10 protein-coding genes are annotated in these 12,115 nt (G+C 66.8%); 7 read left to right on the top strand and 3 right to left on the bottom strand.

Annotation, left to right across the window (positions count from 1 at the left end; all coding sequences use genetic code 11):
* Positions 1–258: 258 nt before the first annotated feature.
* A complete protein-coding gene (gene bcp, locus EU800_RS02145) occupies positions 259–747 on the bottom strand; it encodes a thioredoxin-dependent thiol peroxidase (protein WP_129628045.1) in 489 nt (162 codons plus the stop codon).
* Between the two features lie 170 nt (positions 748–917).
* On the opposite strand from bcp, the gene EU800_RS02140 reads away from it, so the two are divergent.
* Both EU800_RS02140 and queA read left to right on the top strand, forming a co-directional pair.
* Positions 918–4,217 carry an AsmA-like C-terminal region-containing protein gene (locus tag EU800_RS02140; RefSeq protein WP_129628043.1) on the top strand — a complete coding sequence of 1,100 codons (3,300 nt, stop codon included), beginning with the start codon at positions 918–920 and terminating at the stop codon, positions 4,215–4,217.
* A gap of 1 nt (position 4,218) precedes the next feature.
* Positions 4,219–5,274 (top strand): tRNA preQ1(34) S-adenosylmethionine ribosyltransferase-isomerase QueA, encoded by a 1,056-nt coding sequence (queA, locus tag EU800_RS02135; RefSeq protein WP_129628041.1) that lies wholly within the window; start codon positions 4,219–4,221, stop codon positions 5,272–5,274.
* Positions 5,275–5,512: 238 nt separating this feature from the next.
* On the opposite strand, the gene EU800_RS02130 is transcribed toward queA, so the two are convergent.
* Entirely contained in the window at positions 5,513–6,313 is an 801-nt protein-coding gene (locus tag EU800_RS02130; protein WP_129628039.1) for a c-type cytochrome, read from the bottom strand.
* 272 nt (positions 6,314–6,585) lie between these two features.
* Here EU800_RS02130 and EU800_RS02125 point away from each other — a divergent pair, with 272 nt between their 5' ends.
* Positions 6,586–7,113, top strand: a complete 528-nt coding sequence (locus EU800_RS02125) for a hypothetical protein (protein WP_129628037.1) — start codon at positions 6,586–6,588, stop codon at positions 7,111–7,113.
* Between the two features lie 19 nt (positions 7,114–7,132).
* Here the strand turns inward: EU800_RS02125 and EU800_RS02120 are convergent, their stop codons facing one another.
* Entirely contained in the window at positions 7,133–7,645 is a 513-nt protein-coding gene (locus tag EU800_RS02120) for a GNAT family N-acetyltransferase (RefSeq protein ID WP_165354534.1), read from the bottom strand.
* Positions 7,646–8,015: 370 nt separating this feature from the next.
* Between EU800_RS02120 and EU800_RS02115 the strand changes: the two genes are divergently transcribed.
* The 4 genes from EU800_RS02115 (at position 8,016) to EU800_RS02100 (ending at position 12,096) form a co-directional block, all read left to right on the top strand.
* On the top strand, positions 8,016–9,317 hold the full coding sequence (locus EU800_RS02115; protein WP_129628033.1) for an MFS transporter: 1,302 nt from the start codon (positions 8,016–8,018) through the stop codon (positions 9,315–9,317).
* 26 nt (positions 9,318–9,343) lie between these two features.
* Complete coding sequence (locus tag EU800_RS02110; protein ID WP_129628025.1) at positions 9,344–9,943, top strand: DUF924 family protein; 600 nt, start codon at positions 9,344–9,346, stop codon at positions 9,941–9,943.
* 189 nt (positions 9,944–10,132) lie between these two features.
* On the top strand, positions 10,133–11,527 hold the full coding sequence (lpdA, locus tag EU800_RS02105) for a dihydrolipoyl dehydrogenase (RefSeq protein ID WP_129628023.1): 1,395 nt from the start codon (positions 10,133–10,135) through the stop codon (positions 11,525–11,527).
* A gap of 176 nt (positions 11,528–11,703) precedes the next feature.
* Positions 11,704–12,096 (top strand): hypothetical protein, encoded by a 393-nt coding sequence (locus EU800_RS02100; protein ID WP_129628021.1) that lies wholly within the window; start codon positions 11,704–11,706, stop codon positions 12,094–12,096.
* Positions 12,097–12,115: the final 19 nt, after the last annotated feature.

Genomic DNA, 12,115 nt, shown 5'->3' with positions numbered 1-12,115 from the left:
CAAGAATTTTGGGCGGCTTGTGCAGGGCGCACCCTGTCGCAGCCGCGTATGCCCGGCCAATCGGCGGAAAACCGCCGGTTTTCGCGCGATTTCAGACTGTTCGGGGAACCTTTCGGAGAGCCGGATTGCGCCGGGCAGATGGCGCGATTCCAGGTGGGACGCTCCGTTGGAGCGCGCCTCCGGCGGGGATATTGGGGAGCAGAAGAAAGCGGGCGGTCGGCGCGGAAACTCGCTATTGCGCCGCCGCCGCGCGCCGTATCAGCCGAGTGCCTTCAGCGCCTCGAGCACGTCTTCCATGTGCCCGTCGACCTTCACCTTGGGCCAGATCCGGGCGATCTTTCCAGAGCCGTCGATCAGGAAAGTGGTCCGTTCGATCCCCATGTAGACCTTGCCGTACATGTTCTTTTCCTTCCAGACGCCGTAGCGTTCGCAGACATCGCCCTCCGCGTCGGACAGCAGCGCCACGCCGAGATCGTGCTTGGCACGGAACTTCTCATGTTTGGCGACGCTGTCCTTGGAAACGCCGAGGATCGTGCCGCCGGCCTCTTCGAATTCCTTTTTCAGGGTGGTGAAGCCCACGGCCTGCTTGGTGCAGCCCGGCGTGTCGTCCTTGGGGTAAAAATAGAGCACGACCGGCTTCGGGCGCAGCGCCGAGAGGGTGACGGGGTCGCCCTTGTCCTGGGGCAGGGTGAAATCGGGTGCGATGTCGCCTTCGGCGAGGGCGGTTTCGGTCTGGGTATCGGTCATGGTAGAATAATCCTTCGAGCAGATGTCCTTGCCCACATCTAATATGCCGGGCGGGAAGATAAAGGGACCGGAGCGGATCCGGCAACAAGAGCGGCGCGCAGGTGAGTGAAAGCGAACAGAAAGAAGCCGGTGCTCCGCGCCGGCGAGGGCCGCGGCGCCGACGATGGCGGTTGCTGTCCTGGAGCCTGTTCATTCTTTTCGATATCGTCGTGCTGGTCGGGCTGGCGCTGTACCTGGCCTATCTCACACTGCCCGACCGCGATCTGCCGGCGCCCGCCTGGGCCGCCGAGAAGGCCGGCGCGTTGCTGTCGCGCGGGCTCGGGGGAGGTCGGGCCGATGTCGGCGCGGTGATCCTCCGGGCGCCGCGCAACGAGCTTCCGGAACTGATCTTTCGCGACGTCCGGGTGCGGGCGGCGGACGGGCTGTCTCTCGTCACGGTGCCTGCGCTTCAGGTCGTCATCGACAAGAGCGCGCTCTGGCAAGGACGGCTGCAACCGCGGGCGCTGATGATCGACGGGGCCGATGTCGCCCTGCACCGCCGGCGCGACGGCAGTTTCGATTTCGGCTTCGGCGAGGGTGCCGCGCCGGCGGCCTTCGCATCGCTCGACGAGGCGATCGCGGCCGTGCGGCGTGCCTTCGATCTGCCGGCCCTGGCGCCGGTCGAGCGGGTGGAGGTTCGTGCGCTCGAGGTGTTCTACGAGGACGCGCGTGCCCGTCGAGCCTGGCAGGTGTCCGGCGGCAGCCTGCTGCTCACCCACACGCCCGAGTCCCTGTCGCTGGCGATCGCGTTGCAGCTTCCGGAGGGCGGGGCCCAATCTGAGGTGCCGGGTGTGGCGGACGATCCCGCGAGCGTAGCGCTCCGGCTGAGCCTCGACATGGCGAGCGGTGCGGCGGAGGCCTCGGCTCTGGTCGAGGACGTGGCCGCCGCCGACATCTCGGCCCACAGCCCTGCGCTGAGCTGGCTCGAACCGATCCGCGCGCGGGTTTCGGGCGCGGTGATCGTCGGGCGCACGGCCGAGGGCGGCATGGGCCCGCTCAACGGCACGCTTGAGATCGGCGCCGGCCAGTTCCAGCCCGAAACCGGTGCGCGGCCGATCCCCTTCGATGGCGCGCGGACCTATTTCAGCTACCGCCCGGAACTCGCCCGGATCAGCTTCGAGGCGATCGATATCCGTGCCCCCGAGGGCACGCTCTCGGCCACCGGGCATGCCTATCTCGAAGGCATCGAGAGCGGCTGGCCGACCGCGTTGCTCGGCCAGTTCCGGTTCTCCGCGCTTCGGCTCGATCCGCCGGGACTGTTGCCGCAGCCGGCGGTGTTCGGAGGTGGCGCGCTCGACGCCAAGGTTTCGCTCGATCCCTTCGAAGCGAAGATTGGCCAGCTCGTGCTCTCGACCGCGGATGCCGAAGACGGAAATGGAACCACGGAACTGAGCGCCGAAGGCAGCATCACGGCCGATGCCGAGGGCTGGCACGTTGCGCTCGACATGGCCGCCGACCGGGTTCGGACCGAGCCGATGCTGGCGCTCTGGCCCGAACAGTTGGTGCCGGGGACGCGGGCGTGGATCGCGCGCAACCTGCTTGCGGGCGAACTGTTCGACATGCATGCGGGGCTACGGTTCGATCAAGGCGCACGGCCGGACCTGGCGATGACCTTCCAGTTCCGTGACGCCGACATCCGTCCGATGCAGCAACTGCCGCCCATCACCGGCGCCTCCGGCTATGCCACGACAGGCCGACAGAGATTTGCCGCGACCCTGGAGACGGGGCAGCTCACGCCGCCCGAGGGCGGGACGATCGACCTCGCCGGCTCGACTTTCCGCGTCGCCGACATGTCGCAGACACCCGCGACCGGAGAACTGCTGCTCGAGGCTAGAGCGCCGGTCACTGCGGCGCTGTCACTGCTCGACGAGGATCCGTTTCGCTTTCTGAGCCAGGCCGACCTGCCGGTACGTCTTGCGGAGGGGCGTGCGCAGGTCGAAGGCCGCATAGCTTTTCCGATCAAGGACGGGCTCGTCGGCGACGATGTCCGCTATCGCATCGCGGCGCGCTCGCCAGCGTTGCAGTCCGACGTGATCGTGCCCGACCGGGTGCTCGAGGCGCGGCAGGTGAGGCTTTCGGCCTCGCCGGCCGGGCTCAACCTCACCGGAGAGGGGACGCTCGACGGCGTGCCGGCGACGGCGCAGTTCGAGCTGCCTTTCGGTTCGGAGGCCGAGCCGGCGAGCGTGACCGGGGATGTCGAGATCGGTGCGCGCTTCGTCGAGACCTTCGGGATCGGCCTGCCGGACGGATCTGTCACCGGCGCCGGAAGCGGCCGCTTCACGCTGTCGCTGCCGCGCGGGGCTCCGATCCGCTACAGCCTCGACTCGGAGCTCGACGGTGTCGGCCTGGCGTTGCCGGACCTTGGATGGAGCAAGCCGCGCGAGACGACCGGGCGCCTCTCGCTCTCCGGCCGGCTGGGCGCGCGGCCCGGCGTCGACGCGCTGGAACTCGAGGCGGCCGGCCTAACGGCAGAGGGCAGCATCACCACGACCGAGCAGGGCGGGCTGGACGTCGCGCAATTCTCCCGTGTCTCGGTCGGCGATTGGCTCGATGCGCCGGTGACCCTTCGCGGGCGTGGGCCGGGCCTCGACCCCGGGATCGAGGTCGATGGCGGGTGGATCGACATCCGCAAGACCTCGATGGGCAGCGGCGGCGGCAGCGGTGGCGGCGGCGCGACCTCTGGTCCGCCCTTGTTGCTTTCGCTCGACCGGCTGGTCATTTCCGACGGGATCGCGCTGCACGGGTTCCGCGGCGCGCTGACACGGCGGGGCGGCTATTCCGGCGATTTCGCGGGATCGGTCAACGGCCGCGCGCCGGTGCGCGGCACATTGCAGCCGGGGCGCTCTGGCGGAACCTCCGTGCGGATCCGGTCCGGCGATGCCGGTGCCGTGTTCAAGGCGGCGGGCCTCTTCCAGCAGGCCAGCGGCGGGTCGATGGACCTCATGCTGCAGCCGCGCGGCTCGGGCGGCGAATATGACGGCGAACTGAAGGTCGAGGAACTGCGCGTGCGGTCCTCCTCGGGCCTCACCGCGCTGGCCAACGCGATCTCCGTCGTCGGCCTGATCGACGAGCTGGGCGGCGCCGGCATCCTGTTCTCCGATGTCGAGGCCGTCTTCCGCTTGACGCCCAGCTTCGTGCAGGTCACACGCGCCTCCGGCGTCGGGCCCTCGCTCGGCATCACGATGGAAGGGGTCTATGACATGGTGAGCGACAGGCTCGACATGCAGGGCGTGTTCTCGCCGGTCTACATGGTCAACAGCATCGGCCAGATCTTCACCCGCAAGGGCGAGGGGTTGTTCGGTTTCACTTACCGGATGAGCGGACCCTCGGCCGACCCGCGGGTCGACGTGAATCCGCTCTCGGCGCTTACGCCGGGCATGTTCCGGGAGATCTTTCGCGCGCCGCCCCCCAAGCCGCGGTCGGGTGGCTGAGATGCGCCTGTCGGATTTCGATTTCGACCTGCCCGAAGAGCTGATCGCGACCCGTCCGGCCAGCCCGCGCCCGTCTGCGCGGCTTCTGGTGGCACCGGGACCGGTGGCGATCGAGGACGCGCATGTCTTCGATCTGCCGCGGTTCCTGCGTCCGGGCGACCGGCTGATCCTGAACAATACAAAGGTGATTCCCGCGCGGCTCTCCGGGGTTCGCCGGCGCGTGAGCGCGCAGGGGGCGACCGAGGCCAGGATCGAGGTGACGCTATTGGAGCCGCGCGGCGACGGAAGCTGGCAGGTGCTGGCCAAGCCTGCGAAAAAGCTGCGCGACGGCGAGGAGATCCATTTCGCGCCGGGCTTCTCGGCCCGCGTTCTCGCGCGGGCGGAGGGCCAGCTCACGCTCGCCTTCTCGCTCGCGGGCACGGAGTTCGACGCCGCGCTCGACGCCGCAGGCGCGATGCCGCTGCCGCCCTATATCGCCGCCCGCCGCGCCGCGGATGCCCGCGACCGGGTGGATTACCAGACGATCTTTGCCCGTCATTCGGGAGCCGTCGCCGCGCCCACCGCCTCGCTGCATTTCGACCAGGCTCTGCTGGAGGAGATCGCCGCGATGGGCGTCGCGTTCACCGAGGTCACGCTGCATGTGGGCGCAGGGACCTTCCTGCCGGTGAAGGTCGACGACGTGCGCCACCACCGGATGCACGCCGAATGGGGAGAGGTGACGGAGGCCGCCGCTGCCGAGATCAACGCCACGCGCGCCGCCGGCGGGCGGATCATCCCGGTCGGCACCACCGCATGCCGGCTGATCGAATCTGCGGCCGGAGCGAGCGGAGTTGAGCCCTGGCGCGGGGAGACGGACATCTTCATCCGCCCCGGCTTCGACTTCCGCATCACCGACGGGCTGATGACCAATTTCCACCTGCCGAAATCGACGCTGATGATGCTGGTCTCGGCGCTGATGGGGCGCGAGCGGATGATGGGGATCTATGCCCACGCCATCGCCGGGCGCTACCGGTTCTTCAGCTATGGCGATGCGTCGCTGCTGTTGCCGGGGGAGTGAACGAAAGAGGAGTCGCCTGCGGAGAGCACACCGCAAACGGCGGCCGCTGGGCCCGCACGGCGGGCGCCAGATGGCAGACGGTTGGCGCGCAGGCTGGCCGACGAAACGACCTGGCTCTGGCTGTGGCTCGCCGGAGCAGGGCCTCGGTCAGAGTCCGGCCAGGCATTGCTGCAACTCTCGTCTTTCCTTTTCAACTGCCTCGGGTGGACGCAGCCCGAGGCGCGCCCGCCCCGCGGACCTATTGAGGCAGAGTCGCCGAGTAACTGAGGGCGTCGTGCGCGGCCTCGGGCCCGAAAGCACGAAGGTTGATCATGGCAACGCCAGGATGGCCGTTCATGATCTTCCCCATCACCTCGTCAGGTGCTGCGGCGGCCTCCGTGCCGACATAGGCGTGTTCGCCGTCGTCTCCCCAGTCATAGGCACGGCCGTCGAAACCATGGCACGCTGCGCAAACGCTCTGGAAGATTGCGCGTCCTCTGTTCAGGTCGCCCCAGCGGATTTCACGGGTCTCCAGATTCACGTAGCGCGACATGTCAATCTGCCCTCGTGAAACGAAGGCCGCAAGCCGCGCCATTTCCTCGTCATCGATCATGTCCTCGGTATAGGCATGGTCCGGACCGCGAAGCAGCTCTGCAATGGCGGACTCGTTTGCGCCGATTGCGCCGTAAATACCTTTTATCCCGGTATAGTGGCTGCCAGAGGAGTAGATTCCCTCGGCGCCACGGTAATCCCATCCGTGGCACTCCTTGCAGCGCCACGTCGTTGACCCGGATTGCGCACCGGCGGCCGGATAGGATGGATGCGTCGTCTCGGGAGGCTCCCGATCCAGGGCATTCCACCAGTTGTCGTAGATCCGGCCACCAGCCGAAAGTGTCCAGGTGTCCGTGGGTTGTTCAGGGTCTCCGTGGATGTATTCCTGAGCTTCCTCCGAATGCGCGTAGTCGTGAAGATCACCATGTTCCGCATTCGCCTGGCCCGCCAGACCGGCGGCGATACCGGCGAGGCACAAGTATTTCACTGATTGAAAGGCGCGCTTCATTAGTCCCCTCCCTGTGGGCGAAAGCTGTCCGGGCTTTCGATTATCGCGCGCTTCATTTTCAGTTTATCACAGTTGGTTAATTTCCCGAAATCCGAAGATCCTGGGCTGATCGTTACCTTCAGCATCCATGGTCGGTCTCGGTCGTCCTGCGGGACGGCCCATCGTCCGGGCGTCGGCAGAAATGATCTCAGATGGGGATTTTCATTTCTTGCACGCGGACGGCTGGTCTAGACTCGTCGTCATTGGAACAGGGCGGATTTCGGAGAGCTTTCATGAACTGGTTGCAGGCGATCACCTGGAGCAGGGCGCACACGATTTACGAACTGACGGCCGAGCGCGGGGCGCGCGGCGTGATCCCCCAGGAGCGCGGCTTCTACGCCTTCTGCAGCGGCGCCGGCAAACCCTCGCCGAACCGCTGCCTCTATGTCGGCATCGCGGTGGGCAAGCGCGGACTCCACGGGCGGCTCGGCTCCTACCTGCGCACCTCCGTCACGGAGAAGAAGGCCGCTGCGATGAAGCATCGCGGCAAGCGGCTCCTGTCCTTTGCCCGGATCAAGGGGCTTCAGGGCACCGGCAGCGCCACCTCCAACACCATGGCGAACGACAAGTTCATCCATGTGAGCTGGGCGCTGGTGCCGCTGGAATTCAAGGGCGCGGCGGCGGCGGACTCGCGGGAATATGCCTTCATGCTGGAGCGGGCGCTGATCGACTATTATCGCCCGCTCTACAACACCGCCGACTGGGAGGCCGACCTCGCGCTCGAACTCGACGAGGACTTCATTCCCGAAGATGTCGGCTGAGGCGCGTCCGGGGCACCGCTCAGACCCAGCCCGCCGGCAGCGCGCCGCCCGCCGGCAGCTCAAGCTGGAACCGCTTTCCGGCCGACGCCTGCGGGGTGAAGCCGAGCGAGGTGTAGAGCGCCTGTGCCTTGCGGTTGTCGGGATGGGTGCCAACCGTCATGCGGCCGCAATCCTGCGACCGCGCCTCGGCCACCGCGGCGGCGACAAGTTGGCGACCTATCCCCGCGCCACGCGCCTCCGGCGCAACGAAGAGATGGGTGAGCTCCATGCGCCGCCGGCCCCATTGCGGCTCCGCCATGGCGGTCAGAACCGCGTATCCGGCCAGTTCCGGCCCGTGCTCGGCCACCAGGGCCAACCCACAAGCGGTCCTGCCGAGCAGGTCGCGCTCGATCGCCCGGAGCGATGGCGTTCCGGCGTCGCCGTGGTGGGCGGCCAGCGCGGCGATCATCTCCATCAGCCGCGGCGCGTCGCCGCTGCGGGCCCGCCGGATCCGGGTCACTGGTGCTCCGGCGGAAATTTCCTGAACTTGCATCATCTTGGCTCCTTGTCTCCGCCGCCACGGGAGCCCGACATCCATAAAAAAAGCCGCCCGCGGCGGCCCTTGGATGTCACGTATATCCGTCCGGCCGCTCCTATATGGAACGCGGCCAATAAAATCGGGAGGCGGCAGGACGGGTCATGGCCGTATCGATGCGCGATTTCCCGCGCCCGGTCAATGGGCAAACCGTGCCGGAGGCGGCACTGCCGCTCCGGTATCTCCGGGGGCACGCGCCGCACCGGCGTGCCATGTGAAGAAATGGCTCGGCAGCGACATCGGATGGTCGTATCGAGACGGTTGGATGGCGGGGCGACTCGCCTAGAGCGGACCCCTCGATGCCGGCCCGCGCAGGAGGAGTGCCACGATGTTGCAAGTGATTTCGGCCACCTGGGCCCTGCTGATCGGGATCCTGCTCCTGATGGTCGGGAACGGCGTGCAGGGAACGCTGCTGGGCATCCGCGGCTCGCTGGAGGGATTCTCGACCTTCGAGATGTCCATTGTCATGTCGGCCTATTTCCTGGGTTTTCTCGGTGGCTCGCGGCTGGCGCCGGACCTGATCCGCCGCGTGGGACATATCCGCGTCTTCGCCGCGCTCGGCTCGCTGGTTTCGGCGATCCTCATTCTTTACCCGACCTTCGCCCACCCGGTCGCCTGGGCCGTGGGGCGTGTTCTCATGGGGTTTTGCCTCTCCGGCGTCTACGTCACTGCCGAGAGCTGGCTCAACAATTCGGTGACCAACGAGCGCCGCGGCCAGGCGCTCTCGATCTACGTTATCGTGCAGATGGCCGGCATTGTGGCGGCGCAGGGGCTGTTGCTGGTGGGCGACCCGTCGGGCTTCGTGCTCTTCGTCATCCCGTCGGTGCTGGTCTCGGTGTCCTTCGCGCCGATCCTGCTCGCCGTCCAGCCGACACCGGCCTTCGAGACCACCAAGCCGATGAGCATGCGCAAGCTCTGGGACGCCTCGCAACTCGGCTGTGTCGGGACCTTCCTGATGGGCGGGGTCTTCTCGGCGCTCTTCGGCATGGCCTCGGTCTACGGTTCGCAGGCCGGCCTGAGCGTGCCGCAGATTTCCGGCTTCATCGCAACGATCTATATCGGCGGTCTGTTCATGCAATATCCGATCGGATGGCTCTCCGACCGGATGGACCGCCGTTTGCTGATCCTTGCGGCCGCCGCGGTCGGCGCGGTCACCTCGGCCATGGCGATGGTCACGGCGCATGATTTCGCCGCGTTGCTGGTCGCCGCCTTTGTTATCGGCGGGACGTCGAACCCGCTCTACGCGCTGCTGCTGGCCTATGTGAATGACCATCTCGACTACGAGGACATGGCCGCCGCCTCCGGCGGGCTGATCTTCCTCAACGGTGTCGGCGCGATCGCCGGCCCGCTGATCACCGGCTGGATCATGTCCGCCATGGGGCCGGAGGGCTTTTTTCTCTACCTCACGATGCTCAGCACCGCACTCGCCACCTATGCCGGCTGGCGGATGACCCAGACCCGGGCGGTCCCTGTCGACGAGACCATCTCCTATGCGCCGGTTGTGCCGACCGTTTCGCCGGTTGCGGTCGGGGTGGCACAGGAGGTATTCATGGAAGCTGCGCAGGAAGCGGAGGCCGAGGCCGAGGCGGATGCGGAAGCGAAGCAAGACGGTGTGGGCGGAAACGCCTGAGCCGCACCGGAAAAGGGGGGAGCGCCATGACAGGGGTGACAGCGGAGGAGATCGCGCGGTTCTGGATCGAGGATGTTGGTCCCGGGGGCTGGTACAAGCGGTCCGACGAGATCGATACGCGGATCCGCGAGCGCTATCTGCCGTGCTGGGAGAGCGCCCGCGCCGGCGGGCTGGAGGATTGGCAGGACGCCCCCGACACGACGCTCTCCTACCTGATCTTGACCGATCAGTTCCCGCGCAACATGTTCCGCGAGGACGAGCGCGCCTATGCCACCGACCGGCTGGCGCGCGACGCGGCGCGGATGGCGATCTACCGCCGCTGGGACATGACCGTTCCCGAGCCGCAGCGGCAGTTCTTCTACCTGCCGCTGATGCATTCCGAGAGCCTGGGCGACCAGGACGCCTGCATCCAGCTTATGGTAGGGCGGATGCCCGAGACCGGCGGCGAGAACCTGATCCACGCGCGCGTGCATCGCGAGATCATCCGCCGCTTCGGCCGCTTTCCCTATCGCAACGCGCTTCACCGGCGCATGACGCTCCCGAGCGAGCAGGCGTTTCTGGAGGGAGAGGGCTATGGCGGCATCATGCGCGAGTTGCAGGCGGCGGACGAGACGGTCGACGACTGACACGCCGCATGTGGATCGGGGTGCCGGGCAGTCACTTGCCATGCGAATTGCGCCGCGAGCCATGCGCTCGGCTCATGACGGTTTTTCGGACGCCCGGCCGGAAAACGCTGCCGCCGGGGGTTCGCGACCGGCGGAAAATAGTTTAATGCTAAACCAGTTTTCGGAAACTAGATCGGCGGGAGGCCGGAGATGGCTGCACAGAGCTTTGACGTGATCGTGATCGGCGCCGGCCCGGGCGGCTATGTGGCCGCCATTCGGGCGGCCCAGCTTGGGCTCAAGGTGGTCTGCGTGGAGCGCGAGCACCTCGGCGGCATCTGCCTCAACTGGGGCTGCATTCCGACCAAGGCGCTGCTGCGCTCGGCCGAGGTCTTTCATCTCATGGAGCGGGCCAAGGAGTTCGGGCTCTCGGCGGAAAAGATCGGCTACGATCTCGGGGCGGTGGTGAAGCGCTCGCGCGGCGTCGCCGCGCAGCTTTCCGGCGGCATCGGGCATCTGTTCAAGAAGAACAAGGTGACCTCGATCATTGGCGAGGCGACGCTTGCCGGGAAGGGCAAGGTCACGGTGAAGACCGAGAAGGGCACCGAGGAACTGACCGCCAAGAACATCGTACTCGCCACCGGCGCGCGGGCGCGGGAGTTGCCGGGGCTTGAAGCCGACGGCAAGCGGGTCTGGACCTACAAGCACGCGTTGCAGCCGCCGCATGAGCCCAAGAAGCTCCTTGTGATCGGCTCCGGCGCCATCGGCATCGAATTTGCCAGCTTCTACAACACGCTCGGCGCGGAGACGACGGTGGTCGAGGTGCTCGACCGGGTGCTGCCCGTCGAGGATGCCGAGATCTCGGCCTTCGCCAAGAAGCAGTTCGAGAAACAGGGCATGAAGATCATGGAGAAATCCATGGTCAAGCAGCTCGACCGCGGCAAGGACAAGGTGACCGCCCATATCGAGACCGGCGGCAAGGTCGAGAAGATGGAGTTCGACACGGTGATCTCGGCCGTCGGCATCGTCGGCAATGTCGAGGGGCTGGGGCTCGAGGAGGCCGGGGTGAAGGTCGACCGCACCCATGTCGTGACCGACGAGTATTGCCGCACCGGCGTCGAGGGGCTCTATGCCATTGGCGATCTCGCCGGCGCGCCCTGGCTGGCGCACAAGGCGAGCCACGAGGGCGTGATGGTGGCCGAACTGATCGCGGGGCAGAAGGCCCATCCGATCAAGCCGGGCTCGATCGCCGGATGCACCTATTGCCAGCCGCAGGTGGCCAGCGTGGGAATGACCGAGGCGAAGGCCAAGGAGGCGGGATACGAGGTCAAGGTCGGCCGCTTCCCGTTCATCGGCAATGGCAAGGCGATCGCGCTCGGCGAGGCGCAGGGCCTGATCAAGACGGTGTTCGACGCCAAGACCGGCGAGCTTCTCGGCGCCCACATGGTTGGTGCCGAGGTAACCGAACTGATCCAGGGCTATGTCGTCGGCCGCCAGCTCGAGACCACCGAGGCGGAGCTGATGGAAACGGTCTTCCCGCATCCGACGCTCAGCGAAATGATGCATGAGAGCGTGCTCGAAGCCTACGGGCGGGCGATCCACATCTGAGGCGGGTCCGCGACAGGGCCGATGCTGAAGAGTTGAATCTCAACAGGCAGGCGCGGCGGATTTGCCAAGACCGGAGATCCGCCGCGCCCCTCGGCCTTTCATGCGGGGCATTTTGCGGCATTGGGTGTTCGCCCGCATCCTGCAACTCTCCGCCCGGTTCATCCGGAGGGTAGTTCATGATCAGAATCGTTGCCACGCTCGCGCTCAGCCTCGCCACCACCGCCGTTCCCGCCGCCGCGCAGGACCTGCTCGGCGGCTATTTCGCCTTCATCGGCACGGCGGACATGCATAATTCCAAGGGGGTACGCCTGACGAATTTCTGCGGCATCCTCCAGCAGGACCGGGCGAATGTGCACAAATTCCGCATCCGACAGGAATATGACGAGGGCGATCCGTGGTTCACCACGCTGGCCGCGCGGCAGAAGATCGCCGCCGACTGCCGCATCGGCGCGGGCTCGGAATACATCCGCAACGCGGTTCTACGCGGCGAGGAGCGATATGTGCGCGTGCAGGTCTATGGTTGGGGCGGGGTGCCGGAATTCGTCGTGGTCCACGAAGGCGCCGGCTGAAGCGGCAGCGAGCACCCTT

It is taken from the genome of Tropicimonas sp. IMCC6043 (assembly GCF_004146235.1).
In the GTDB taxonomy this organism is placed as follows: domain Bacteria; phylum Pseudomonadota; class Alphaproteobacteria; order Rhodobacterales; family Rhodobacteraceae; genus Tropicimonas.
The sequence above is the reverse complement of the archived record's forward strand: the minus strand, read 5'-3'. Positions and strand labels throughout refer to the sequence as shown.

What these genes read in the sequence shown, in the direction of transcription:
- bcp (WP_129628045.1), bottom strand. Translation starts at nt 747, where the DNA reads ATGACCGATACCCAGACCGAAACCGCCCTCGCCGAAGGCGACATCGCA.
- queA (WP_129628041.1), top strand. Translation starts at nt 4,219, where the DNA reads ATGCGCCTGTCGGATTTCGATTTCGACCTGCCCGAAGAGCTGATCGCG.
- EU800_RS02130 (WP_129628039.1), bottom strand. Translation starts at nt 6,313, where the DNA reads ATGAAGCGCGCCTTTCAATCAGTGAAATACTTGTGCCTCGCCGGTATC.
- EU800_RS02125 (WP_129628037.1), top strand. Translation starts at nt 6,586, where the DNA reads ATGAACTGGTTGCAGGCGATCACCTGGAGCAGGGCGCACACGATTTAC.
- EU800_RS02120 (WP_165354534.1), bottom strand. Translation starts at nt 7,645, where the DNA reads ATGCAAGTTCAGGAAATTTCCGCCGGAGCACCAGTGACCCGGATCCGG.
- EU800_RS02115 (WP_129628033.1), top strand. Translation starts at nt 8,016, where the DNA reads ATGTTGCAAGTGATTTCGGCCACCTGGGCCCTGCTGATCGGGATCCTG.
- EU800_RS02110 (WP_129628025.1), top strand. Translation starts at nt 9,344, where the DNA reads ATGACAGGGGTGACAGCGGAGGAGATCGCGCGGTTCTGGATCGAGGAT.
- lpdA (WP_129628023.1), top strand. Translation starts at nt 10,133, where the DNA reads ATGGCTGCACAGAGCTTTGACGTGATCGTGATCGGCGCCGGCCCGGGC.
- EU800_RS02100 (WP_129628021.1), top strand. Translation starts at nt 11,704, where the DNA reads ATGATCAGAATCGTTGCCACGCTCGCGCTCAGCCTCGCCACCACCGCC.